Source organism: Pyramidobacter sp. C12-8 (assembly GCF_002007215.1).
Classification (GTDB): Bacteria; Synergistota; Synergistia; order Synergistales; family Dethiosulfovibrionaceae; genus Pyramidobacter.
This window is the reverse complement of the sequence record NZ_MUHX01000017.1, coordinates 21,007-46,872: the sequence shown is the minus strand read 5'-3', so window position 1 is coordinate 46,872 and position 25,866 is coordinate 21,007. Positions and strand designations below refer to the sequence as shown.

Here is a 25,866-nt window from a genome sequence, read left to right as displayed (position 1 = left end):
CCAGTGTCGTTATTCTACACGCTCCCCTTCAATTCCGCAATCGAAAAAGCCATGCCGGCGCCGAGTTCTTCATCGGCGGCAGAGGCCGTTCCGCCGCGCAAAAAACCGCGCCCCGAAAAACAAAATTTCGGAGCGCGGTTTTGTCGTTTTCGTCGCAGCCAGCACCCGATCCGCCCCGGCGAACGCCCGATGCGGAACGTTATGGCATGGCGAGCCTTTTTCAGGCGTTTCCCCGCGAACCCACGAAGGAGGCCCTTCCGGTCCCGTTTCCTTCGCCGCCCGCGGGCGCCCATTCGTAATAGGCCCGCTCGTCGGCTCCGGCTCCGAAGCGCACCGCGTTCTTTCTGCCGGCGCAACGGAAGCCCAGCTTTTCGCACAGACTCACGGCGGGCACGTTGCCCGACCACACGTCGAATCTCACGGCACGGCAGCGCATGCGGGAAGCCGTCTCCATGACGAAGTGCATCATCTGCGTGCCCAGCCCTTCGCGAAAGCGCAGCGGCGAAACGCACAGCGCCCGCACAACCACAACCGACCGCGGCAGAGCGCGGAACTTCCAGTTCACGCGGGCGTAGTCCTCGGGCTGCTCCCGGCTGATCGCCATGGCCGCGTAAATTTTTTTGCCCTCGCCCTTCTCGTCCCAGAGCGCGTACATTTCCTGCTTGGCGACGGCGCGGCGCACCGTCGTGCGGTCGGGATAAACGCCCGACACCCATTTGGAGTACGCCTCGTGACGGCGCTCCCAGGCGAACAGCTCCATGTAGATCTGCTGCACCGCGTCGATGTCGCGTCCCGTCGCTCTTCGTATCATGCGGAGCTCGCCCCCCTTCGCAGACTGCGCCCAGTTTAGCACGAAAGGACGCGGAAGGGAACCGGGCGCGGCGCGTCCCCATGCCGACGTCATTCTTCTTTTCCGTTTGGCGCAATAGCGCCGTTTGGAGGAAAGACTGCTACAATGAAGCGGAAAAAAGGAGGCGAGGTGCATGAACGAGAAGGATTGGACACTGCTGACGGCGCTGGCGGCGGAAAAAAATCTCACGCGCGCGGCGCAGAGGCTGTACGTCACCCAGCCGGCCGTGACGCGGCGCATCCAGCAGATCGAGCGGGAGCTGAACTGCGCTATCGTCGTCCGCGGAGCGCGCGGCGTCGAGCTGAGCGCCGAAGGCGAAGCGCTGGCCCGTTACGCCGCCGAGGAACTGCAGCGTTTGCAGGCGCTGCGCGAATACATCGACAACCGCGGCGCCGACGTGCGCGGCACGATCCGCCTGGCCTGCGCCAACGCCTACGCGCGAGCCTGCCTGCCGGGGATCCTCAAAGAATTCTCCGCCCGCTGCCGCGGCGCGGACGTCCACGTCGTCACCGGACACAGCGCCGCTCAGGCGCGCCGACTGAGCGCGGGTGAAGTCCACGTGGCCATCGTGCGCGGAACGTTCGATTGGCCGGAAGAAAGTTTGCCCCTCGACGCCGATCCTTACTATTATATCGTCAGCGCCGCGCCCGTCGAGCTGGAGCGCCTGCCCGACCTGCCCCAGATCCGCATCACCACCGACGCGCCGCTGGAAGCTGAACTGCACCGCTGGTGGACGGAGCGCTACCGCCGGCCGCCGCGCGTTTCCACCGTCGTCGACCGTTCCGACATCTGCGTGCAGATGGTGCGGCACGGGCTGGGCTACAGCCTGCTTTCCGGGCTCGACGTACAGGACTGCCCGGATCTGTTCCGCGCGCGGCTCGTTTTCGCTTCCGGCAAACGCGAACTGCGCCGCGACACGCGGGCTTACTGCCGCGCCGCCTCGCTGCAGCTTCGCGCCGTCAGAGCCTTCTGGGATTTTCTGCGCGAACGGGGCCAGCGGAGCGAAAATTGATTTTCCCGTCCAGCCGCAATATCCTGATACTGTTTCTTGATTGAAACGCCGAATGACAAAAGCGCCCCCCAAAGTCCCCGCTATGACCAGCCGTGTAAACGGTCAAAAAACGCGGGATCAGGTCCAGCACAGTCCGCGCGGCTCTTCCGTTTGACTTTCCTGACGAACGAATCTCCTTCCATTGCCGATTCTCCTTCCGGCCAGATCGAAAAAAAGACACGGCAGCGATAAAACGTTTGCACGTCTTATCAGCGCCGCGTCTTGGCGTCTGGCTTCTTGACGGCGGAAACTTTCCCGTCTCCGGCGTCTCCATGTTTTCCTCGCGTCCCGTAAATGTTTTTTGTTCGGCGACTCAGGCGTGGTTCCTGATCAGACCGATAGCGCGGTCGAGAAAGCCTTTCACGTCGGCCAGCCGTTCTTCCGGCATTTCGGCGAGGAAATCGAAAAGCGCCCGATCGTTCTCGTCGTGGTACTTTTCGTGGGCGCGGTAGGCCCGTTGTCCTTTTCCCGTCAGATGGAGGAGGAAGCGCTTTTTGTCGTCGGGATCGTCCTCTTTGCGGATCAGGCCGCGCTCGCTCAGTTTCTGCAGCGTCTTGTGGACGACCGGCGGGGTGATGCCGAAGCGGCGGGCCAGCTCGGCGCTGTGGATGCCAGGGACGTCGCCGATCATCTTGATCATGTGGATCTCGCCGCGGTAGAACGTCATTTCCTCGCTGCCGAAATCAAGGACGTTCGTCTTGCCGTTGGCGATCCGCTCCGTCAGTTCGATAAAAGCGCGGACCACGTCGTCGGAACGCACGCCGGTTTCTGCGCCGCCTTTGCGGTACAGACGGCCTTCGAACATGCCGCCGTCGAAGAGACCGGCCGGCTCGAGCCCCGCTTCCCGCGCTGCCGCCGCGATCTCCTTCCGGCTCGGCGGCAGCGGCGCGCCGCCAAGGAAAGCGGGCAGCCAGGCGAGCGCGTTGGGCGGAGCTTCCCCTTCGTTTTCCGCATAGGCCCCGACGACGAGCAGATGTCCGCCTTCGGCCAGAGACGCCGCGACTCTGGCGAGAAAACGGGGCAGAGGGCCTTCCACGAAATTCAGGATGCCCGAGGCGACGACGAGGTCAAAGGGGCCGCCCAGCGGATCTATATTAAAATCGCCGCTTCTGACGCCGACGCGCCCGTCGGCGCCGCTCCGGCGTATCGTTTCTTCCGCCAGCGGCGCCACGAGCGGCGTCTCGAAAACGACGGCGTTGCCGCGGGGGAAACGCTTGGCGAACTCTATGGCCATGATCCCCGCGCCGCCGCCCAGGTCCAGCAGGCGCAGCGGCCGGTTCCGCTCAGGATAGAGCGCGTCCATCTTCTTGAGAAAGGCTTCCACGCGCCCCGTCGCGTACATTTCGGGAACAGCCAGTTTCGCCAGCTCCGCGAAATCGCAGGGCGCGCCGCGCTTCGGCGCGGCGGATCGCACGCGTTCTTCCAGATCGGCCAGAGAGGTCATCTTTTCGCGAAACAGCAATATGTCGCCCAGAAAGAGCCGGCCGGCGCGGGATAGGAACTCCCGCGTTTCCGGCGCGTTCACGTAGAACTCCCCCTGCTTGGCGACGAAACCGCAGGAACTCAGCGCCAGAAGCAGCGGCCCGATCCGCTCCGTTTCAACTCGCAGCTCTTTGGCGACCGCTTCGGCCGCCGCCGGCTGGTCGAGATGGGAAAAAACGTCCAGACGCAGCGCCGCAAAGAGCAGCTGCGCTTCCTGATGGGCGCGCAGGATGCGGTAATACCGGAGCAATCCGCTTTTCGCAGGTCCCATGGCGTCTTCCGCCTCCTTTCCGAAGGGACGCTCCTTCGTCGAAAATTTTCAATTAAAAGCCTAGCATATGAATTTAATATTTGTCAAGCTAATATTATGACGTCGAAAAGGGACGTTTTCGCCTGAAATCGGCTACGGCCGATCGAGAAAAGGATCCGCACGGACTTCTTAATTCAAAGAGTCCACGCGGATCCTTTCGTTTTTGTTCGTTTGGCTATTTTTTCTCGGCGCGGTAGGCGTTCATCAGACAGCCGGCGAGGAGCATGTCCCGCTCGCCGCGCGTGACGCCGGGCAGCGACAGCGTCACGGGGAGGCGCGTTCCGCCGTCGAGCAGTTCGGCTTCGATCTCCGTGCCGTCGCCGCTCACGAACGCCTTCACGCCGGGGACGAAAAGCCAGGCGCCGGTTTTGAACTTGGCGCGGTCTGCGTCGCCGACGATCCACGGGGCCATGCCCCAGTTGACGAGGTTGCTGCGGTAGCGTTTGGTGGCGTACTCGCGGGCCACATTGGCCTGGCCGCCCAGCATTTTCTGGCTGCTGGCGGCCTGCTCGCGCGCCGAGCCGTCGCCGGGTTTGACGGCGCAGACGAGGCTGCCGAGGCCGACGCGTTCGGCGGCGATCCCGGCGAGGTCGAGCAGTTTTTTCAGCTCCGCGGGCATCTCGCCGCCGTCTTTCACCGCCGCGGCGCGCGCTTCTTCGAGCGCTTTCGCCCTCTTGGCCGCGGGCACGTAATTTGGATCCTTGCGCTGCAGCGTGAACTCGGCCAGCTTGAGCGGGTTGCTGCGCAGCGACGAAGTTTCGCCGGAAGGGATCAGCTCGTCGGTGGTGGTGACGGGATCGTCGATCACCGAGGCGACCAGCAGCAGCTGGTTCTCCGGCAGCGGGGCGATCTCGGGCCACGGCTTGATGTTGGGGCCGTAGCGGAGCGCCGTCTCCGGCCGCGGCCTGCCGAAGCCGTTATAGACGCGTTTGGCGTAAATTTCGCCGTCGAAGACGTACGGCTCGTGTCCCGCGAGGCGGTCGGCGAACTCGAAAGCGCTGGTGAGCACGCCGCCGTTGGCCGCCGTGGCGGCGATGCTGCGCGCGTCCATGAGGGCCACGGCCGACCACTGGCCGGCGTTGGGCTTGGAACCTTCGCGATTGGGGAAGTTGCGCGTCGTGTGTCTGACGCTGAAGCCCTGGTTGCAGGGCGTTTCGCCGGCGCCGAAGCAGGGGCCGCAGAAGGCCGGATAGTTGACCGCTCCGGCGCTTAGTAGTTTCTGCATCCAGCCGCCGTTCATCAGCGCCTCGCCGACGGGCATGCTGGACGGATAGACGCTGAGGCCGAAGCTGCCGCAGCCGGTGCTGCCGCCGTCGAGGATCTGCGCCGCGGCGACGAGGTTTTCGAAGTTGCCGCCGGCGCAGCCGCAGATCACGCCCTGTTCGACGTGAAACGTTCCGCCGCGCAGCTTGCCGGTCAGGTCGATGTCCAGCTCGGGATTGTCCATCAGTTCGCGCGCGTCCCGTTCGGCCTGACGCAGGATGTCGCCGGCGTTGGCCTTGAAGTCGGCGATGGTGTAGGCGTTGCTGGGATGGAACGGCACGGCGATCATCGGCTCGACGGCGCTCAGGTCGACGACGAGCGCGCCGTCGTAACGGGCCGCCGCGTCGGGTTCGAGCGGGGCGTAGTCCTGAGGGCGGCCGTGGACGCGGAAGAATTCTGCGATCTTCTCGTCGGTGCGCCAGATCGAACTCCAGCAGGCCGTCTCCGTGGTCATCACGTCGACGCCGAGGCGGAACTCGGCGCTCAAGCTGGAGACGCCGGGGCCGACGAATTCCATCGCTTTGTTTTTCACGAATCCGTTTTTAAACACCGCGCCGCAAATCGCCAGCGCCACGTCGTGAGGCCCCACGCCGGGACGGGGCGCGCCGGTCAGATAGACGGCGATCACGCCCGGCCAGGCGAAGTCGTAGGTGCGGCCGAGAAGCTGCTTGACCATTTCCGGCCCGCCTTCGCCGACGGCCAGCGTCCCCAGCGCGCCGTAGCGGGTGTGGCTGTCGGTGCCGAGGATCATGCCGCCGCTTTTGGCCACGGCCTCGCGCATGTACTGGTGGATCACGGCCAGGTGACGGGGCACGAAAATGCCGCCGAACTTCCGCGCCGCCGTAAGGCCGAACATGTGGTCGTCCTCGTTGATCGTGCCGCCCACGGCGCAGAGGCTGTTGTGGCAGTTGGTGAGCACGTAGGGCACGGGGAACTTCTCCAGCCCGCAGGCGACGGCCGTCTGCAGCGCCGCCACGTAGGTGATGTCGTGCGAAGTCAGCGCGTCGAACTTCAAATGCATCAGACCGTCGCCCCGAGCGGAATCGTGCGCGGCGACGATGCGGCGGGCCATCGTGCCCTCGCCGCTTCCGACAGGCAGCGCGCCTCCGTAGTGAATTCCTTTTTCCGCGAGCCGCGCATTCAGTTCCCGCGCCTCGAGTTTTTCCGCCTCGGGCACCAGCGCCGTTCCCCCGAACAGCGTCACCGGCCTGTCGATCAAAGTAATCATGCGAATCCCCTCTTTCTCCGCAGAATAAGAACTTGATGAGCCAAGGATACCGCATTTATCGATAAAATTAAATCACGATTTTTCATGTTTTATCATAATGGTTTTGCATGAATAGGCGTATACAAACAATATTTTTACGGCGAGATATTATCTCTCGCCCAGCGACGATAAAATCTCCTGTTTTTTTAGCGCGTTTATGGTAATATTAGTTTGCATTGTGATGATAAACGTTTTCCGTTTCAAGAAGCGCCGCCATGAGGCGCGCTTCGGGCAAACACCATTTCTGTTTTTCGAAAGGACGAGATCTCATGAAAAAGTTTTTGGCCGCGCTGCTGTGCGTGACGGCGCTTTGCGTTCCCGCTCTGGCGGCGGACAAGGTGCGCGCCTACACGACGCTGGAAGAAGTTTTCGCGAAGGAAATTTTCGACGCCTTCGAGGCCGACACGGGCATCAAGGTGGAGTGGGTGCGTCTGGCCAGCGGCGAGGCCGTGGCCCGCATCGAGGCGGAGAAGGAGAACCCGCAGGCTTCGGTCTGGGTGGGCGGCGTCGGCACGCTGCACATCAACGCCAAGAACAAGGGTCTGACGGCGCCGTACCGCTCGCGCGTAGCGGCCGAGAACGTGCCCGCGCGTTTCCGCGATCCCGACAACTGCTGGTCGGGGCTGTACCTCGGCTGCATCGCTTTCGCCACCAACAACGACCGCGCCAGGGCGCTGAACGTCGCCGCGCCCACGAAGTGGGCCGACCTGCTCAAGCCCGAGTACGCCGGGATGGTGCGCGTCGCCAATCCCGCCACCTCCGGCACGGGCTACAACGTGGTCACCAACGTGATCCGCATCAACGGCAACGACGAGGACAAGGGCTTCGAGTTCCTCAAGAAGATGAACGCCGCCATGGATCAGTACACCAAGTCCGGTTCCGCGCCCGGCAAGTCCTGCGCGATCGGCGAGGTGCCCATCGCCATCGGCTATCTGCACGACCTGATCAAGCTGGTCGTCAACGGCGCGCCGATGACGCTGGCCGTGCCCGAAGAGGGCGCCGGCTACGAGACGGCCTCGATGTCGCTGCTCAAGAACGGGCCCGAACCGGTCGAGGCCAAGAAGCTCTACGACTGGGTGCTCAGCCCCAAGGGACAGAAGATCATCGGCGGCTGGTACGTGATCCCGCTCGGCGCGGACGCGGAGATCCCGGTGCTCGGCAAGAAAGTCTCCGAGCTGAAGTTCGTCGATCAGGACGACGTGTGGGACGCCGCCAACAAGGATCGCCTGCTGGCCCGCTGGAACGCCGAAGTTCCCGACGCGAAGTAATCGAATCCGAACCGCTGTGACGGGACAAGGCGAATCCTTTGTCCCGTCTTTCGTATCTCGGGTTCGTCGCGCGCTTTTATACAATAAGGAAGTGATCCCGTGACGTACAAGAAAAAGCTTCCGCCGCTTCTGGCCGCGCTGATCCTGTTCGGCGGCTGCGTCTGGTGGGTGTGGAGCAGCCTTTCCGGTTCGTTCGCCTCGCTGACGGCGTCTCAGCAGAAGAGCGCGATCCAGAGCGCTCTGGCCGGCGTGCCGGAAAAGCCGGAGGAGATCGCGCTCTGGCTCGCGCGTCTCAAGGAGCAGAAAAGCGGCTTCGACCTGCTCTACGTCCCGCTCGGCGCGGGCGAGGCGCAGAGCGGCAGCGCGGAACTGGCGGAATTTTACGGCACGCGCAGGGATTCGCCGCTTTTCCGGCGCGGTTTCGAGTCCGCCGAATACGAGGAGATCTTCGACGCCGGGCGCTTCGAGGTGGGCGGTTCGCCGCGGCAGCTGCTGTTCGCGCCCGTGTACGACGCCGAACGTTACGTTTCCGGCGTGGCGCTGTTCAGCTTCGACGTGGCCTCCGGCGCGAAATACCAGCATCTGCTGACGCTGTTCGCCGTCGGCGGCTTCTGCCTGTTCGCGGCGCTGCTGTGCATCGGCCGTCTCAGCCGCGATTCGTTCCTGAGCTTTTCCGTGCTTGGGCTGGTGCTGATCGCGCTGGTCTTTATCGTCTATCCGCTTTATGCGGCCGTGCGGCTGACGTTCATGCCCGACGGCCGGTTCGACCTGCGCGTGTGGCGGGGGGTCCTTTCCAGCAAAAGCTCGCTGGAGGCGCTGTTCGGATCGCTGAAGCTTGGCGTCTGCACGGCGACGCTGTCGACGCTGGTCGGCTTTCTCTTCGCCTTCGTGCTGACGCGCACGCACGTGAAGGGGCGCAGGTTCCTCAGCGCGATGGCGACGCTGCCGGTGATCTCGCCGCCGTTTTCGCTGACGCTGTCGATCATTTTGCTCTTCGGCAACAACGGCCTGATCTCCAAGGCGCTGGGCTGGACGAACGCGAGCATCTACGGCCTCGGCGGCCTGACGGTGGTGCAGACGATGGGCATGTTCCCGATCGCGTTTTTAACGCTGTCGGGCGTGCTCGAAGCGATCGACTCGACGCTGGAGGACGTGGCGCTCGACCTCAGCGCCACGCGCTGGACGACGTTCCGCACGGTGACGCTGCCGCTCTCGGCCCCGGGCATCCTCAGCGCCTGGCTGCTGGTGTTCACCAACTCGCTGGCCGACTTCGCCAATCCGATGATCCTCGCCGGCAGCCTCAAGGTGCTGTCGGTCGAAGCCTATCTCGAGGTGACGGGCATGAACCGCCTCGGCGAAGGCGCGGCGCTGTCGCTGCTGCTTCTGCTGCCGACGCTGACGGCTTTTCTCGCGCAGCGTTTCTGGGTGGCGCGCACGTCGTTCGTAACGGTGACGGGCAAGCCCTCGGGCCGCCTGCGCGAGATCACGTCGCCGGGCTGCAAGCGCGCGCTCACGGCCGGCGTGTGGGCCATCTCGTTCTTCCTGATCGCCCTCTACGGCACGATCGTGGCCGGCTGCTTCGTCAAGAACTGGGGCATCGACTACACGTTCTCGCTCGACAACATCGCCGAGGCGCTGTCGCGCGCCAAGGACGCCTTCGCCGACACGATGACGCTGGCATCCTGCGCCACGCCGATCGCCGGTCTGCTGGCGATGCTGGCGGCGGTGATCCTCGTGCGGCGGAAGTTCCACGGCAAGCGCCTGCTCGAAGCGCTGCTGATGACTCCCTTCGCGCTGCCGGGGACTCTGATCGGCATCAGCTACATCCTCGCCTTCAACAAGCATCCGCTGCTGCTGGTCGGCACCGGGGCGATCATCGTCGTCAACTACGTGGTGCGCGAACTGCCCGTGGGCATCGAAGGCGGCGTGGCCTCGCTGCGCCAGATCGACCCGTCCATCGAGGAGGCCGCGCAGGATCTGGGCGCGAACAGCGCCGTGGTCTTCAAGACCGTCGTGCTGCCGCTGCTGCGTCCCGCCTTTTTGTCGAGTCTTTCCTACACTTTCGTGCGCGCCATGACCGCCGTCAGCGCCATCATCTTCCTGATCTCGGCCAGGTGGAACCACCTTACGGTGCTGATCCTGAACTTTTCCGAAAACCTGCGTTTCGGCTACGCCAGCGTGCTCTCCACGGTGCTGATCGTCATCGTGCTGGCGGCTTTCGGGCTGATGCGCGTGATCGTGCGCAAAAACGAAAACCTGGAAAAGAACCTGGTCTAGGTTCCTTTGAGCCGTAAACGGAGGATTTCCATGAGACGAAGCATCTCGGTGACTCTGGAAGGAGTCTCGAAAGTTTTTCACGACGCGCAGACGGGGCGCGACGTCGCCGCCGTGGCCCCCTGCGATTTCACGATCGAACCGGGCGAACTGGTGACGCTGCTGGGTCCGTCGGGCTGCGGCAAGACCACCATGCTGCGCATGATCGGCGGTTTCGAGCTGCCCACGACGGGGCGCGTCCTCATCGGCGGCGGCGACGTCACGGCCCTGCCGCCCAACCAGCGCGACACGGCCATGGTGTTTCAGAGCTACGGCCTGTTCCCGCACATGAACGTGTTCGACAACGTGGCCTACGGCCTGCGGCTGCGCAAAGTCCCCGCCGCGGAGATCGCCTCGCGCGTCGGCGAGTATCTGAAGCTCGTCGGGCTGGAAGAGCTGGCGCTGCGCCCGCCGTCCCGCCTGTCCGGCGGCCAGCAGCAGCGCGTGGCGCTGGCCCGTTCGCTGATCGTCAATCCCGGCGTGCTGCTGCTCGACGAGCCGCTTTCCAACCTCGACGCGCTGCTGCGCGAACAGATGCGCGTCGAGATCCGCCGCATCCAGCGCGGCCTCGGCATCACCGCCGTCTACGTCACGCACGACCGCGTCGAGGCCATGAGTCTGTCTGACCGCATCATCGTCATGAGGAAGGGGCGGATCGCCCAGATCGGCACGCCGTACGAGATCTATCTCGATCCCGTTTCGGCGTTCGTGGCCGAGTTCTGCGGCAAGGTCACGTTCTTCCGCGGCCGCGTGAACGCGATCGAGGCGGACGGCTGCGCCGTCGAGGTGTGCGGGCAGACACGCCTGTTCCCGCGCTGGTCGAAAGAGCTGAAAGCCGGCGACGAATGTTCCGTGATGTGCCGCCCCGAGTCGATGGGCGTGGCCGAGCCGGGCGCGGGCTTTATCGACGCCGCGGTGAACACGAACGTTTACCTCGGCCACAGCATGGAGACGTACCTGAAGGACGACCGGGGCGCGGAAATCCTCGTGCAGATCGACGACCCGCACGCGCACAGGATCTACCGCGAAGGCGAGCGCTGCGCCGTGACCATCTCCGAAGAGGCGGCCAAAGTCCTGCCCGTGGAAGCGGAGCCGCGCTGAAAAAACGCCATTCCCCGCATCTGCCTTTTGAGACCGCGACCCAAACCCGATCCCGAGAGGGACCGCATGTAAATATTCCCTCTGCTTCGTTGTATTTGGGCTGATTATTCATCCCTAAACAATTTCGATATAAAGAGCGGCGGCGCTTCTGCATCGGACGAAGCGCCGCCGCTTTTCCGCCTCGAAGGCGCCGACGGCGGGATCGTTTTTCGATTTCCAAAAGAAATTCTTTTTTCCGTCAACTTTCCTTTGAAAAAAAACTCTCTGAATTGTACAATAGAGAAGCGGTTTGTTTCACCAACATCATATCCAAAGAACGGAGTGATCGTTTCATGAAGAAACTGTTTGCTGTTCTCGCTTTCGTCGCTGCGGTGGGCTGCGCCGGCGCGGCCGCGGCCGCCTATCCCGAAAAGCCGGTGCACGTGATCGTCCCCTCCGAGGCGGGCGGCGGCACCGACACGATGGCCCGCCTGCTGGCCAAGTTCGGCGAGAAGTATCTGGGCGCGCCGATGGTGATCGACAACCTGCCGGGCGCCGGCGGCCAGATCGGATTCCAGGCCATCGCCAACGCCAAGAAGGACGGCTACACGTTCGGCTGTCTCTACACGCCGCACCTGACGGCCCACGTCTCCGCCAAGCGCGCGCAGTACACGCTGGCAAGCTTCGACTACGTCGGCAATCTCGTCACCGATCCGGGCGCGATCGTCGTGCCCGGCAACAGCCCGATCATGGATCTGAAGGGGCTGGCTGAATACGTCAAGAACAACGAGAATTGCACGGCCTCCACGTCCGGCCCCGGCGGCGACGACGATTTCGCCCGCCTGGCCACGGAGGCCGCTCTCGACATCAAGCTGCGCCCCGTGCCCTCCAAGGGTTCGTCCGCGGCCAAGGCCAACGTCATGGGCGGGCACGTCACGGTGGGTTTCATGAACGTCTCCCAAGTTGAGGCGCAGGTCCGCTCCGGCGAGATGCGCTGTCTGGCCGTGATGGCTGGCAAGCGCAGCGACATGATGCCCGACGTGCCCTGCACGGCCGAGCTCGGCTATCCGACGATGGTCTCCGACTCTTCGCGCGGCTTCGCGGCTCCCGCCGGCATGGACGCCGAGGCGCTCGCCAAGATCCGCGAGATGTTCACCAAGACGATCGCCGATCCCGAGTTCCAGGAAGCCGCCAAGGGCGTGCTGCTGATCAACGAGATGAACGGCGACGAGTACAAGGCGTATCTCGAAGCGCTGCAGGCGGCGACCGACAAGGCCTACGAAGTCGCGCCCTGGTAAATTTTCGCCGCAGACATCCGAATCCTTATGAACAAGAAAACGGTCAGCATCCTTTCCGGCGCCGCGGGGATTTTCCTCGCCGGCGCCATCTATTCCGAAGTTCTCAAATTTCCGGCGTACGCCGTGCACGCTTCGCAGTACGTCAAATTCCTGCTGGCGGTGATGGCGATCCTCTGCGCTCTGCTGATCGCCGCGTCGCTGCGCGGCGCGGATCCCGGCAAACCGCAGTGGGTGAAGGCTCCCGGAGCGTTTACCGCCACGGTGGCGCTGACGCTCGTTTATGTGCTGTCGCTCAAATACGCGGGATTTTACGTTGCCAGCGCCGTTTACATGCTCGTCTTGGCGTTCCTGCTGGGGCTGCGCCGGCCGCTGCTGCTGATCGTCAGCGCGGTCGTGCTGCTGGCGCTGGTGTACGGGGTGTTCGTGCGCTTCCTCGGCGTGCCGGTGCCGCTGGGGATCTTCGAGGAATTCACGTTCGCCGACGTGCCCGGCTCGCTCGCCAAGGCCAGAGCGGCTCTGGCGCTTCTGTGAAGGGGAGTGACGGTCTATGGAAATGATCATTGAGGCGGCGCTGAGCCTGTTCGCTCCCGCGCCGCTGCTCGCCATCGTCGCGGGCACGCTGGGAGGCGTCATCATCGGCGCCATTCCCGGTCTGACGGCGACGATGGCCGTGGCGCTGCTGATCCCCGTCACGTTCGGCATGAATCCCGTCGTCGGCCTGGCGCTGATGGGCGGCGTCTATTCCGGCGGCATGTTCGGCGGCGCGATCTCGTCGATCCTGCTGTCCACGCCCGGCACTCCGGCCGCGGCGGCCACGGCGCTCGACGGCTACCCGATGACCCGCAAGGGCAAAGGCGGCGTGGCGATCACGATCGCCACGGTGGCCAGCTTCTGGGGCGGCATCATCTCTACGCTGGCGCTGCTGCTGGTGGCGCCGGTGCTGGCCAAGTTCTCGCTGCGCTTCGGGCCGCCGGAGAACTTCCTGCTCGCCGTCATGGGGCTGACGAGTATCGTCACGCTGACGAGCGGCAATCTGATCAAGGGGCTGATCTCGGGCGTGATCGGTCTGCTGATCGCTTCGATCGGCATGGATCCGATGGACGCCTATCCGCGCTTCGCCGGCAGCGTGCCGGAGCTGTTCGACGGCGTCAAGGACATCCCCGCGCTGATCGGCCTGTTCTCGGTCAGCCAGCTGCTCGACCTGACCGGCGAGGCCAGCATCGTGCAGGAGCTGGCGGCCGACGTTTCGACGCTGAAGGACAACAAGCTGCCCAAGGGGCTGGCGCCGACGATCGCGCGCGGCGGCGTCATCGGCACGATCGTCGGCATGCTCCCCGGCGCGGGCGCGACGATCTCGGCCTTCATCTCCTACAACACGGCCAAGTCGCTCGACAGGGAACCGGAGACGTTCGGCCACGGCAACCCGAAGGGCGTGGCCGCGTCGGAGAGCGCCAACAACGGCTGCGTCGGCGGCTCGCTGGTGCCGATGCTGACGCTGGGCATTCCCGGCAACTCGGTGGCGGCCTGTCTGATGGGCGGCCTGACGATCAACAACCTGATCCCGGGGCCGGAGCTGTTCACCAAGTACGGCACGATCACCTACGGCTTCATTCTCTCGCTGTTTCTCGCCAACGTCGTGTTCCTGTTCCTCGGCATCTATCTGGCGCCGTTTTTCGCGCGCATCTCCACGGCGCCCAACTCGCTGCTGGTGCCGGCGATCGCCGTGCTCTCGGTGGTGGGCAGCTTCGCGATGCGCAACATGATGTTCGACGTCTGGACGATGCTGGCTTTCGGCGTCGGCGGTTACTTCCTGCACCGCATGGGGTTCGATCTCGGCGCAGTGGTTCTGGGGCTGATCCTCGGGCGCATCACGGAGGAGGGCTTCGGCGGCGCGCTGGCGATCTCCAACGGCTCGCCGGCGATCTTCTTCACGCGCCCGCTCTGTATCGTGCTGTGGGCGCTGATCGTCCTGCTTCTGCTGCCCGCGTTCCGCACAAAAAAGAAAACGGCTTGATTCGCGCAAAAAAAATCCTCTCGCCGCGGCGAGGGGATTTTTTTACAAAAATTTTTCCGCTTCAAGCGCCGCCTCTTCGTCGGCGCAGTCGCTCTATGCTATAATCTGAACCGGAGTTCCCGAACTGTCTGATATTACAAAGAAAAGAACGCCGCGAAGCGGTTTTTTCCGCTGCGGCGCAGGAGCGTGAGATCATGAAGATAGTGGTCGTAGGCGCGGGCAACGTGGGGTATACGGTGGCGCGCACCCTGTCCGCCGAAGGGCGGGACGTGGTGATCATCGAGCGCGACGCCGAGACCGCCGCCCGTCTCGAAGAGGAACAGGACGTCAGCGTCGTCCGCGGCAACGGCGCGCGTCCCGCCGTGCTGGAAAAGGCCGGCGTCGTCAAAGGCGGCGATGTGGACGCGCTGATCGCCTGCACCGATCGCGACGAGACGAACCTGATGGCCTGCTGGCTGGGCAAACGCGCCGGCGTGCGGCAGGTGCTGGCGCGCGTCAGGGATTTGGAATTCACCGACACGCCCGACTGGGCCGAAGACCTCGGCATCGACGTGCTGGCTTCGCCGGAACGTTCGCTGTCGCGCGAGATCGCGTCGCTGCTGCGCTTCAACGCCGCCGTCCATTCGTCGGAGCTATTCAACGGCCGCGCCGGCAGCTTCGCGTTCCGCGTCGAGGCCGATTCGCCGATCTGCGGCATGAGCCTGCGCGAGCTGGGCGTCAAGTATCCGGGGCTGGGGGCCATCATCGTCTACGTGGAACGCGGCGACGACGGCTTCGTGCCCTCCGGCGACTGGACGGCGCGCGCGGGCGACCTGTGCTTCGCCGTGACGCTGCACGAGCGCGTGCCGTCGCTGATGCGGCTGTTCGACGTGGAGCATCACAAACGGCTGTCGCGCGTCATCATCGTCGGCGGCGGCAAGCTGGGGACCAATCTGGCGCACCGTCTCAGCTCCAACGTGCCGCGCGTGGAGACGACGCTGGTCGAAAAGGATCTGGAAAAATGCGCGCGTCTGGCCCGCGAGTTCCCCGACGTGAAGGTCATCAACGGCGACGGCATGGACAAGGATCTGATGCTCCAGCTCGGCGTGGACAAGGCCAACGGAGTCGTGGCCGCCACGTCCAACGACGAGATGAACGTGATCATCGCCGCGCTGGCCAACGTGCAGGAAGACGTGAAGACCATCGCCGTCGTGCGCAAGGACGTGTACGAGGATCTGGAGGACAAGCTGCCCGTGGACGTGCTGGTCAATCCCAACAAGACGCTGGCGTCCACGTTCCTGCGCTACATCCGCTATCCCAATTCGGCCGGCATGCTCTCGCTGATCGACCGCATCGGCGCGGAGATGCTCGAGTTCCTGCTGCGCCCCGGCAATCCCGCCGTCGGCAAACGCATCATGGATTTGAATCTGCGCAAGGGGATCCTGATCGCCATCATCAAGCGCGGCGGCAAGTACCTCGTGCCCGGCGGCGCGGAGGTGCTGCTGGAGGGCGACGTGATCTCCGTCTTCGCCATGGCCGAGATGATGCCCGAAGCGATGCGCTTCTTCAAGGTCGATCAGGCATGAATTTCCGCGTCGTCCTTTTCGTGCTTTCGCTGATCGGTTCGATCGTCTCCGGCAGCATGTTCCTGCCCGCCGCCTGGGCGTGGTTCGACGGCACGCCCGACGCCGCCGTGCTGCTGCGCTGCGCGGTCTTTTCGCTGGCCGCCTGCGTCGCGCTGGCGCTGGTCACGCGCCCTTCGCGCAAAAGCGCTCCCGGCCGTAGCGACATCGGCGTGCGCGAGGCGTTCGCCATCGTCTCCTTCTCGTGGGTCGTGGCTTCCGTCATCGGCGCGCTGCCTTACGTGCTCCACGGCACGACGGCGAACTTCACCGACGCGTTCTTCGAGGCCATGTCGGGCTTCACGACCACAGGGGCGTCCATCCTCGTCAACATCGAGGGAAATCCCCGCGGCATCCTGCTCTGGCGCGCGCTCACGCACTGGCTCGGCGGCATGGGCATCATCGTCCTCAGCCTCACCATCCTGCCCTTCATCGGCGGCGGCGGTATGCAGCTTTTCAAGGCCGAATCGCCGGGGCCGCTGCCGGAAAAGCTCACCCCCCGCCTGCAGCAGACGGCCGCGATCCTGTGGGAGATCTACATCTTTCTCACCGCGCTGGAGGTCGGCGCGCTGATGCTGTGCGGCACTTCGTTCTACGAGGGCGTCACCCACGCGTTCGCCACCGTCGCCACCGGCGGCTTCTCCATCTACAACGACAGCATCGCCCACTTTCGCAGCCCCGCCGTCGAGTGGGTCGTCACCGCGTTCACGTTTCTGGCCGGCGTGAATTTTTCGCTGCACTATCTGTTCCTGCGCGGCTGCTTCGGCGCCTATTTCAAGGACGACGAGTTCCGCTGGTACGTCCGCATCATCCTGATCGTCGCCGCGGCCGTCGCCTGCTCGGCGCTGAAAAGCGGCATGGACATGCCCTTCGGCCAGGCGCTGCGCCACGCCGCGTTCCAGACCACAACGCTGATGACCACGACCGGTTTCATGGTCACCGACACGCTGCAGTGGCCGTACTTCGCCCAGATGGCGCTGCTGGCGATCATGCTCGTCGGCGGCTGCGCCGGATCCACCTCGGGCGGCATCAAGGTCGTGCGCTTCATGATCGCCGCGCGCCACGCCAAAAACGACATGATCCGCTCGCTCCAGCCGCACCGCGTGCTCTGCGTGCGCGTCAACGGCAAGCCGCAGGAGAGCCGAGTGGTCAGCACAGTGCTCTCGTTTTTCGTGTGCTACATCGTTATCCTCATCGCCGTCAGCCTGTTTTTGGCCGCTCTCGGCATCGACCTGCTTTCGTCCTTTTCAGGCGCGCTGGCCTGCGTCAGCAACGTCGGCCCCGGGCTGGGCGCCTTCGGCCCCGCCAGCAACTACGCCTCCGTCCCCGCCGCCGGCAAATGGGTCCTGGCCTTCGCCATGCTCGTCGGCCGCCTGGAACTCACCACCGTGCTGCTGCTGTTCGTGCCCGACACGTGGAGACGCTGAGACGCCACGGCGCTTCCGCCCGTCTCCGTTCCTGATCGGGGCGGAAAACTTTTCCTTATAAAAATGACCGCGCCGATGTTCCACGTGGAACATCGGCGCGAAAAACGCCCGGCAGCTCAGCGGCTGTCGGGCGTTGCCTTATGTTCGGATATTCGCGTTTTTTGTCTGCCGTCGTTTTTTTGAAAACGGCGGCGCTACGACTCCCACTTCTTGAAACCTTCGCCGACGACTTCGGAGACGTCGCTGAGGATCAGGAACGCGGCCGGGTCGATGGAGCGCACGAAGCGCTTCAGTTCCACGGCCTGACGGCGCGTGAGGATGACCATGACCATCTCCATGGGAGCGCGGCGATACGCTCCTTTGGCGGCCACGAGCGTGGCCGTGCGTTCCAGCGAGTCCATGATGAAACGGGTGATCTCGTCGGTCTTGCCGCTGATGACCATGACCTGCGTGCGGCGGTCGAACGACTTGATCACCCAGTCGATGACGACTGACTCCACATAGAGGCTGAAAGCGCCCATGAGGATGCGCTCGAAATCGACGGCCACGAAGGACAGCACGAGGATGCCGACGTTGACGAAGAACGACGCCGAGCCGACGTCCACGCCCCAGCGTTTTTTCGCCACGGCAGCCGCCACGTCCATGCCGCCGGACGAAGCGCCCTCGCGAAAGAGGATGCCCATGCCGAGGCCGCCGACGACGCCGCCGAACAGCGCGGCCAGGATCGTGTTGCTGATCAGCGGATAACGGAACATCTCGAACAGCGGCAGCGCCAGCGAGGTGAGCAGGGTGTTGTACAGCGTCCAGAGAGCGAAGCGCGGCGACAGGGCTTTCCAGCCCCAGGCAAGCAGCAGCGCGTTGCCGCCCGTGAGCACCCAGACGGGCGAAATTCCCCAGAGGTAGTTGGTGATCAGGCCGATGCCGGTCACGCCGGTGCTGGCGAACTGATAGGGTTCGATCAGCGCGGCGATGCAGAGACAGATAAGCAGCGTGCCGACGGTAACGTTCAAAAACGTCCCCAGCTCCCGCCGGCAGGCCGCCCGAAGCGCCAGCCCGCCGATTTTCAACCGTTTATCCATGGACATGCCCCCTTGCAGAGCGAAAATAATTTTAACGAGTCAACCGGGATATGATAGCATAAAAACGGCGCGCGGAGAAATTATTCAACCGCGCTCGACGCGTCGGTTCATTTTTTTCGCACCGAGGCAAAACCGGCTTGCCTCGCGGCCGAATCCTTTTATAATGAGGCACCGTCGGCGCTGCCGCAAAAAAAACTTTCGGAGGTGAGCCCATGCCCTGTGAAGAATTCATCGCCAATCTGCGCCGCAACCGTTTTCAGGCCGTTTATTTCGCCGCCGCCGAGGCCGCCGACTATCTGGCTTCTCGGGTGCGGAACAAGACCGTCGGCTTCGGCGACTCGCACACGCTGCTGGAGATGGGGCTGGCCGAACGGCTGCGCGAGCACAACGTCGTTTACGATCCCACGCCGCTTTCCGGCGCCGAATTCAAGGCCGCGGCGGACCGGGCCATGACGGCGGACGTCTTCATGCTGTCGGTCAACGCCGCCGCGGAAACGGGTGAACTGGTCAACATCGACAGTTCAGGCAACCGCGTCGCCGGCTCGCTGTGGGGGCACGAAAAAGTCTATTTCGTCTTCAGCGCCGACAAGATCGAGCCGACGCTGGAAGCGGCGATCTTCCGCGCCCGCAACACGGCGGCGGTGATCAACGCCTCGCGCTTCGGCTTCAAGACGCCGTGCGCCGCCAGAGGAGACAGATGTTACGACTGCTCGTCGCCCGACCGCATCTGCAACACGCTGGTCGTGTACATGAAAAAGGAGAAGTCGATGGACATGGAGGCGGTGATCGTCGGCGAAAAACTGGGGTACTGAATTCGGAACAAATTCCACCACGGAAGCGCCAAAACACGAAAAAAAGGCAAAAGACCATCGATATCGACAAATAAAAGCGCGAGTCTCAACGTCGAAATACACGCCGACGTCGAGACTCGCGCTTTCTGTTAAAAAATTTCCTCCGCGTCTCTGTGCCCTTTGTTTCAAAGCCGTGCGACACGACGTTACTTGACGGCCACGACCTCGATCTCGACCTTGCCGTCCTTGGGCAGTTTGGCGACCTGCACGGCGCTGCGGGCGGGGAACGGCTCCTTGAAGTACTGGGCGTAAATGCCGTTCATGACGGCGAAGTCGTTCATGTCCTTGAGGAAGACGGTGGTCTTGACGACCTTGTCCATCGAACTGCCGGCGGCTTCGAGCACGGCCTTGACGTTTTCGAGCGACTGCCTGGCCTGCTCTTCGATCGTCTCGGGCAGTTTGCCGTCGGGCGTCAGGCCGAGCTGGCCGGATGTGTAAACCATGCAATCGGTGGCGATGCCCTGCGAATAGGGACCGATAGCGCCGGGAGCTTTTGTCGTTGCGACTGCGCTTTTCATTGTGATGCTGCCTCCTTGGAATAACCAATATGAACTTCACGGGAAAAATCCCGGAACCTTTTTTAATTATACCCATCCGCGCGCGTTAAGGCAAATTCCAGGCGGACGCTTCCGCGGACGCCGTCTGTGCTAGAATAGATTCCAGAATTTTCCACAAGGAGGAATCACCGTGAACAAAACGTTCCGCCGCGCTCTGGCCGCCGCGTTCGCCATGCTTCTGAGCGCCACGCCGGTTTTCGCCATGACGATCGGCACGTTCAACATCGAATTCTTCACCATGAGCGGTTCCAGCGAAGACCGCTCCCACCCCTACACGCCCGCGGACATGCGCGAGCTGGCGGATTCGATCTGCCGCAGCGGCGCCGACGTGCTGGCGCTGCAGGAGATCGAGGGCAACGCCACGATGCGCTTTTTCACCGCCACGGCGCTGCCGGGCTGGAAATATTTCGGCAACGACACCGACGGCACGCAGGACCTGTTCTTCCTCTGGAACCCGGCCAAGGTCACGCTGGTCGGGACGCCCCAGCTGTATTACGCCAACCGCACGGGGATTTTCGAAGGGCGCAAGTTCAAGCTCTTCGACCGCCCGCCGCTGGTAGCGCGCTTCAAGGACAACGCCTCGGGCAGGATCTACACGCTCGCGGCCGTCCATCTCAAGAGCATGACCACCGTCGGCAAGAGCGACGCCGAAGCCGCCCAGCGCTACAACCTTGCCAAGCGCGCCGCGCAGACGGAAAAACTCAACGAGCTTGCCGCCCGCATGGAAGGACCGCTGTTCATCCTCGGCGACTACAACAGCCCCGATCCGCAGAAGGAAGTGAGCTTCCCGCTGCTGGGGCTGCGGCACGGCTACAGCTTCGACAACTGGAACAACAATCTCGACTACATCGGCTATGTCGGCATCGGCCGCGACAAGCTGGGCGAGGTGAAGGAGACCGAGACGCGCATCCGCCACCGCTCCACAAGGCGCAAGGATCATCCAGACCACGACATTATCGCCGTCGAGATCCGGGATTAGGCCATGAGCGCCCGCCGTTCCTCCTTTGTGCGGCTTCTCGCGCTGCTTGGCGCGCTCTGTCTCGGCGGCGCGGCGCAGGCGGCAGGCGAGCCGCGGCGCGAGCGCATCCTCCGCTTCGACGTCGGCGCCACGGTCAACGAAGACGCTTCGCTGACCGTGCGCGAAGACCTCGAGTTCATCGCCATGGGAGTCAAGATCAGCCGCGGCATCATTCGCGGCATCCCCGTCCGCTATCGCGACGAGAACGGCCGTCCCGTCGCCTTGGGGCTGAAGGTGCTGTCCACCTCCGTCGACGGGGTCGAACTGCCGTGGAAAGAATCGAACGAAGGGCGCGGCCGTTTTATCCGCATCGGCGACCCCAAACGGACGCTTTCACCCGGCGTCCACCGTCTGTCGCTGACCTACCGCACCACAAAGCAGCTGGGGTTTTTCGCCGACCACGACGAACTGTACTGGAACGTGACCGGCAACGACTGGGACCTGCCCATTCAGAACGCCTCATTCCGCCTCGCCCTGCCGGGCAAGACCGCGGGCGAGGGATTCAACCGCGTCGCCTGGTACGCGGGACACTACGGCAGCACGTCGAGCGACGGCGCGCGCCTCGACGATTCCCGCGCTGTCGTCACCACACGGGCGTTGCAGCCCGGCGAAGGACTGACCGTCGTCTATTCGTGGCCGAAAGGCGTCGTCGCGCCGCCGCAGCCTTCCTTCGGCGAGCGCTTCGGGGATTTCGTCTCCGCCCACGGCGACGCCATTGCCAGAGGGCTGATGTGGGCCGGCACGGCGCTGGCCGCCATCTGCCTCGTCTGGGGCGCGCTGCGCGCCCGCGGCGAGCACAGCGGCGAGATCACCGTGATCCCGCTCTTTCACGCGCCCAGGGACATGACGCCCTCGCTGGCGCGGCGCCTCACGCGCGGGACCGACGACTTTGCCAGCCTCGGCGCCGAGCTGATCGCCCTAGCGGTAAACGGCGCGCTGAAAATCAGCGGCGACCGGCGCAGCGGCTACCGCCTCGAAAAGACCGGCGGCGCGCCGTCCGACGGATTGCCCGCCGCGCTGATGGACACGCTCTTCCCTTCTTCCTCCCAAGAGGCGCTGAACGTGACCAACGCCTATCGCAAACGTTTCGAAAAGTCGCTCGAACTGATCAAGGGCGACGCCCAAAAACGCGCCGAAGGCAACTTTCTCGACCGGCGCACGCCGCTGCGCCGCGCTTATTCGACTTTGCTGGCCGGCGCGGCGGCGGGGGCGTTGTTCCTGCTGACCGAGGCCGTCTCCGCCGAGTGGGGAGCCGTCGCCCTGCTCTTGGGCGCGCTGGCGCTCCTGTCGCTGCGGCATGCGCGGCGAGAGCCCACGCTCGCGCCGCGAAGCTTCGCGCGCTCGCTGCGGAACGCCTTCGGCCTGAAGGGCTTCTTTGCGGCGCAGGCGGGCGTCCTCGTTGCGGCATTGCTGGCGATGGCCGCGGCGCACAGCAGCGACCGTCCCTTGATCTTCGCGGGCGCAGCGCTGGCGCTGCTGGGACTGCCGCTGGGTAAAAAGCTGATCTTCTGGACGGACAAAGGACGAAAACAGTTCGAACAGGCGCTGGGACTGAAAATGTTCATCACGGCCGCGGAAAAGGAGCGCCTGGAGATGCTGAACGCCCCCGACGACACGCCGCAGCTCTTCGAGGAACTGCTCCCCTACGCCGTCGCCATGGACTGCGCCCAAACGTGGGCGAACCGCTTCGAGAAAGTCCTCGCCGCCGCGGCCTGGCAGCCTTCGTGGAGCGACGGTCCCGCCTGGCGCTCGGGCGCCGCAGGCACCTTATGGGGAGGAACGAGCGATATCTCCCGCGGGCTGAACGACTTCTCCAAAGGCTTCTCGTCCAGCCTCGGCGCCGCCTCGCGCGCCCCCGGCTCCTCCTCCGGCGGCAGCTTCGAAGGCTCGTCCGGCGGCGGCTTTTCCGGCGGAGGCGGAGGCGGCGGCGGGGGGCGCGGGTGGTAATGCGTTTCATATAAAAACGCCAGGAAAGACGACGCGAAACGGCGGTCGGAATCCGATAAAAAATTATCGGTTCCGGCCGCCGTTTTTTAGAGTGAAGAGCTTTTTCAAGAGAGTCTTTCCACCTTGCGCTTAAGATTCCTTTACGTTATACTCACTACTGAAAATAATTTTAAACATGCCGCTCGACCAACGCGGATAAATTCATTGAAACGCGTTATTCAAAAGGGATCCCCGGGGCGAACGAAACACGCGCTCCGAGAAACAAGAAAAGGAGAATTCGGCACCATGAAAAGAATCGCGGTACAGCTCTTGGCAACGCTGGCGTTTTTCGGCGCGAGTGCGGCGGTCGCGCAGCCAAACGTTTCGGAATTTCCGCTCACAGTCACGGATCAAATCGGAAGGACGGTCACGCTGAAAGCGCTTCCGAAACGCATCGTTTCCGGCTATTACATTTCTTCTTCCGCCTGTCTGGCGCTCGGACTCAAACTCCGCCTGGCCGCCCTTGAGGAGAAGATTGAGGTGCGCCCTATTTACAAACTGGCCGCGCCCGAGCTGATCGGAACCGTGGGCAACGTTGGATCCGCCAAAAACTTTGACCTGGAGGCCTGCATCGCCGCCAAACCCGACCTCGTCATCCTGCCCAAGCGGGGCAAGGATTACGCCGCCACCCTTGCGGAGATGGACGTCCCCGTGCTCGTCGTCAATCCCGAGAACCACCGCCGCCTCGTCGAGATGATCACGCTCATCGGCCGGGCGACCGGAACCGCCGATGCAGCCAAAAAGCTGATCGCCCGTTACGACGAGATCAGCGCCAAGGTCAAGAAGCTGACCGCCGCGATTCCCGACGGCCAGAAACCCTCGGTCTATCTCTGCAGCCCCGCTTCGTACCTGAGCACCGCCCCGCGCGACATGTACCAGGCTTCGCTGATCGCCTCGGCTGGCGGGAAAAACGCAGGCAGCGTCCTCGACGGCGACTCGTGGACCAAAGTGTCCTACGAGCAGATCCTCGCTATGAATCCCGATGTCATTATCATCCCGACCAACAACATGGCCAGCGGACAGCCTGGCTTCACGGCCGCAGAGATTTCCGCGGACGAACACCTCGCCGAGGTCAAGGCCGTCAAGAACGGCATGGTGTACAACATGCCGACAGGCTTCGAGGCCTGGGACTCGCCTGTACCGTCGGGCGTGCTTGGCATGCTCTGGATGGTTTCGGCGCTGCACCCCAAGCTTTATTCCGCGGCTGAGTTTGCGGCGGACGCGGCCAATTTCTACAAGACCTTCTACGGCTTCGACATGGACGCCTCGAACCTCGCGCCCCGAAAACAGGACGCACCCGTCGCCTTCCTCGGCATGCGGGGCGCAGGGCGCAACGTCGCTTGATGAACGCTTCCGAACCTCTGGAAAGGCCGGTCGCGCCATTCTTCATCCTGACGCTTCTGGCGATTCTGGTCGCGGCGGCGACCTCGATCTGCGTGGGGAAATACCGCATCTTTCCCGGCGAGATACTCGCCATGTTCCGTGGCAGCGCCGACGTACCCGCGATGACCCGCAAGGTGTTTTTCACGCTGCGCCTGCCGCGGACGCTGATGGCCATGCTGGCCGGAGTCGGGCTCGGCTTCGCCGGCAGCGTCTACCAGACGATTTTCAAAAACCCGCTGGCCTCGCCCGACATCATCGGCGTGGCCGGCGGCGCGAATCTCGGCGCTGCGGCGGCCATTGTCGCCATGTCGGCCCTCAGCGTGCCCGCCATCGCCGTCGGCGCGTTCACCGGCGGATTTGCCGCCGTCGCGGGCGTCATGCTGCTGGTCAGGGTGACGCGCTCGCACTCCACCTCCACCTACGTTCTCGCGGGCATCGTGATCAACGCTCTGTCGCGCGCCATGATCATGGCGCTGAAATACTTCGCCGACCCGGAAAACGAGCTGGCAGCCATGGAGTACTGGGAGATGGGGACCTTCGGCAACATCACCCGCGCCAAGCTGCTGGCAGTGCTGCCGATGTTCGCGGCCGGGCTCGCCGGGCTGATCCTGCTGCGGCGTCAGATCGACCTGATGGGACTGAGCGAGGACGAATGCCGCGCGCTGGGTGTGCGCCTGAAGCCCACGCGAATCGCCGTACTGATCCTCTCCACACTGCTGGTGGCGTCGATCGTCAGCGTGACGGGACTGGTCGCTTTCGCCGGGCTGATCGCGCCGCACACCGCGCGGCTTATGCTCAGGCGGAACAACTCGACGACGCTCTGCATGAGCGGCGCAACGGGCGCTTTCATCGTACTCGCCGCGGACATCCTCGCGCGCGTGCTCTACAGTGCCGAGCTGCCCATCTCCATCCTCACCACGGTAATCGGCGTGCCGCTGCTGCTCTACTTCATGTGCATCGGAAGAGAGCGTCTGCTGTGAGCAGGATCTTTTCCCTGCGCGGGCTGCGCATCGCCTACGCCCGCGACGAGATCATCCACAGCGTGAGCTTCGACATTCGCGCCGGCGAGTTCTGCGCGCTGCTCGGACTCAACGGCAGCGGCAAGACGACGATCCTGCACGCTTCCTGCGGCCTACTGCCGATGTCCGGAAGCTGCGCTGTGAACGGGCAGGATTGCTCCGCCATGAACGAGAGAGAACGCGCGCGGCTGATCGCCTTTATCCCGCAGAACTGCGGCGTCATGGCCGGCAAAACGGCGCTCGAAATCGTCATGATGGGTTTTAACACGCAGCTGGGACTGTTCGAATCTCCCTCGAAAGCACAGAAGCAGGCCGCGCTAGTCACTCTGGACCGTCTCGGCTGCGCCGCGTTCGCGCGCCGGGATTTCGCCGCGCTGAGCCAGGGACAGCGGCAGATCGTAATCCTCGCCCGCTGCCTCGTTCAGAACACGCCGGTGATGCTCATGGACGAACCCGACAGCGCTCTGGACTTTCTGAACCGCCAGATGGTACTGGAAAAGATCCGATCGGTCATCCACAGCGAACGCAAAGCGGGACTGATCACCCTACACGACCCCAACTTCGCCATGCGCTACTGCGACCGCTTGCTGCTGCTCAAAGCGGGCGCTCTGACCGGCGAGATCACCATGAAGGACGCTTCGCGCGAGGAACTCAGAGAAAAACTGTCCCTCGTCTACGGAGACATTGAGCTGTTCCCCTGCAGCCACGGCTTCTTCATGGCCCCCAATACCACACGAAAAGAGTGAACG

At 63.8% G+C, this 25,866-nt stretch carries 20 protein-coding genes; 15 read left to right on the top strand and 5 right to left on the bottom strand.

Annotated elements, in window-relative coordinates:
• Positions 1–220: 220 nt before the first annotated feature.
• Positions 221–811, bottom strand: coding sequence for a GNAT family N-acetyltransferase (locus B0D78_RS07750; protein ID WP_168170055.1), 591 nt, complete (start codon positions 809–811; stop codon positions 221–223).
• Positions 812–983: 172 nt separating this feature from the next.
• Here B0D78_RS07750 and B0D78_RS07745 point away from each other — a divergent pair, with 172 nt between their 5' ends.
• Entirely contained in the window at positions 984–1,862 is an 879-nt protein-coding gene (locus tag B0D78_RS07745; RefSeq protein WP_078016402.1) for a LysR family transcriptional regulator, read from the top strand.
• Positions 1,863–2,214: 352 nt separating this feature from the next.
• Here B0D78_RS07745 and B0D78_RS07740 read toward each other — a convergent pair whose 3' ends face one another.
• Together B0D78_RS07740 and B0D78_RS07735 are read right to left on the bottom strand one after the other, a co-directional pair.
• A complete protein-coding gene (locus B0D78_RS07740; protein ID WP_078016401.1) occupies positions 2,215–3,654 on the bottom strand; it encodes a methyltransferase domain-containing protein in 1,440 nt (479 codons plus the stop codon).
• Between the two features lie 214 nt (positions 3,655–3,868).
• The gene (locus tag B0D78_RS07735; protein ID WP_078016400.1) at positions 3,869–6,184 is read right to left on the bottom strand and encodes a hydratase; all 2,316 of its coding nucleotides are present in this window, start codon (positions 6,182–6,184) and stop codon (positions 3,869–3,871) included.
• A gap of 308 nt (positions 6,185–6,492) precedes the next feature.
• Between B0D78_RS07735 and B0D78_RS07730 the strand changes: the two genes are divergently transcribed.
• The 8 genes from B0D78_RS07730 to B0D78_RS07695 all read left to right on the top strand — a co-directional run bounded on the left by B0D78_RS07730 (position 6,493) and on the right by B0D78_RS07695 (position 17,224).
• Positions 6,493–7,491, top strand: coding sequence for an ABC transporter substrate-binding protein (locus tag B0D78_RS07730; RefSeq protein ID WP_078016411.1), 999 nt, complete (start codon positions 6,493–6,495; stop codon positions 7,489–7,491).
• A gap of 99 nt (positions 7,492–7,590) precedes the next feature.
• Positions 7,591–9,768, top strand: coding sequence for an ABC transporter permease (locus B0D78_RS07725; RefSeq protein ID WP_078016399.1), 2,178 nt, complete (start codon positions 7,591–7,593; stop codon positions 9,766–9,768).
• Between the two features lie 30 nt (positions 9,769–9,798).
• A complete protein-coding gene (locus tag B0D78_RS07720) occupies positions 9,799–10,905 on the top strand; it encodes an ABC transporter ATP-binding protein (protein ID WP_078016398.1) in 1,107 nt (368 codons plus the stop codon).
• A gap of 332 nt (positions 10,906–11,237) precedes the next feature.
• Positions 11,238–12,182, top strand: a complete 945-nt coding sequence (locus B0D78_RS07715) for a tripartite tricarboxylate transporter substrate binding protein (protein ID WP_078016397.1) — start codon at positions 11,238–11,240, stop codon at positions 12,180–12,182.
• A 27-nt stretch (positions 12,183–12,209) separates the two neighbouring features.
• Positions 12,210–12,713 carry a tripartite tricarboxylate transporter TctB family protein gene (locus tag B0D78_RS07710; RefSeq protein ID WP_078016396.1) on the top strand — a complete coding sequence of 168 codons (504 nt, stop codon included), beginning with the start codon at positions 12,210–12,212 and terminating at the stop codon, positions 12,711–12,713.
• Positions 12,714–12,729: 16 nt separating this feature from the next.
• Positions 12,730–14,196 carry a tripartite tricarboxylate transporter permease gene (locus tag B0D78_RS07705; RefSeq protein ID WP_078016395.1) on the top strand — a complete coding sequence of 489 codons (1,467 nt, stop codon included), beginning with the start codon at positions 12,730–12,732 and terminating at the stop codon, positions 14,194–14,196.
• A 194-nt stretch (positions 14,197–14,390) separates the two neighbouring features.
• On the top strand, positions 14,391–15,761 hold the full coding sequence (trkA, locus tag B0D78_RS07700) for a Trk system potassium transporter TrkA (protein ID WP_078016394.1): 1,371 nt from the start codon (positions 14,391–14,393) through the stop codon (positions 15,759–15,761).
• Positions 15,758–17,224, top strand: a complete 1,467-nt coding sequence (locus tag B0D78_RS07695) for a TrkH family potassium uptake protein (protein ID WP_078016393.1) — start codon at positions 15,758–15,760, stop codon at positions 17,222–17,224. Before trkA ends, B0D78_RS07695 begins: the two co-directional genes overlap by 4 nt.
• Before the next feature lie 194 nt (positions 17,225–17,418).
• Here the strand turns inward: B0D78_RS07695 and B0D78_RS07690 are convergent, their stop codons facing one another.
• Entirely contained in the window at positions 17,419–18,303 is an 885-nt protein-coding gene (locus B0D78_RS07690; protein WP_078016392.1) for a YitT family protein, read from the bottom strand.
• Positions 18,304–18,515: 212 nt separating this feature from the next.
• On the opposite strand from B0D78_RS07690, the gene B0D78_RS07685 reads away from it, so the two are divergent.
• Entirely contained in the window at positions 18,516–19,115 is a 600-nt protein-coding gene (locus tag B0D78_RS07685; RefSeq protein WP_078016391.1) for a lactate utilization protein, read from the top strand.
• A gap of 185 nt (positions 19,116–19,300) precedes the next feature.
• On the opposite strand, the gene B0D78_RS07680 is transcribed toward B0D78_RS07685, so the two are convergent.
• Complete coding sequence (locus B0D78_RS07680; RefSeq protein WP_078016390.1) at positions 19,301–19,672, bottom strand: RidA family protein; 372 nt, start codon at positions 19,670–19,672, stop codon at positions 19,301–19,303.
• A gap of 169 nt (positions 19,673–19,841) precedes the next feature.
• On the opposite strand from B0D78_RS07680, the gene B0D78_RS07675 reads away from it, so the two are divergent.
• The 5 genes from B0D78_RS07675 to B0D78_RS07655 all read left to right on the top strand — a co-directional run bounded on the left by B0D78_RS07675 (position 19,842) and on the right by B0D78_RS07655 (position 25,863).
• A complete protein-coding gene (locus B0D78_RS07675) occupies positions 19,842–20,690 on the top strand; it encodes an endonuclease/exonuclease/phosphatase family protein (RefSeq protein ID WP_078016389.1) in 849 nt (282 codons plus the stop codon).
• A 3-nt stretch (positions 20,691–20,693) separates the two neighbouring features.
• Positions 20,694–22,676, top strand: coding sequence for a DUF2207 domain-containing protein (locus tag B0D78_RS07670; RefSeq protein WP_078016388.1), 1,983 nt, complete (start codon positions 20,694–20,696; stop codon positions 22,674–22,676).
• Positions 22,677–22,961: 285 nt separating this feature from the next.
• Positions 22,962–24,059, top strand: a complete 1,098-nt coding sequence (locus B0D78_RS07665) for an ABC transporter substrate-binding protein (RefSeq protein ID WP_078016387.1) — start codon at positions 22,962–22,964, stop codon at positions 24,057–24,059.
• Positions 24,059–25,078: a FecCD family ABC transporter permease gene (locus B0D78_RS07660; RefSeq protein WP_078016386.1), complete on the top strand. Its 1,020-nt coding sequence runs from the start codon at positions 24,059–24,061 to the stop codon at positions 25,076–25,078. The genes B0D78_RS07665 and B0D78_RS07660 overlap by 1 nt, the downstream gene beginning before the upstream one ends.
• Entirely contained in the window at positions 25,075–25,863 is a 789-nt protein-coding gene (locus B0D78_RS07655) for an ABC transporter ATP-binding protein (RefSeq protein WP_168170054.1), read from the top strand. Before B0D78_RS07660 ends, B0D78_RS07655 begins: the two co-directional genes overlap by 4 nt.
• Positions 25,864–25,866: the final 3 nt, after the last annotated feature.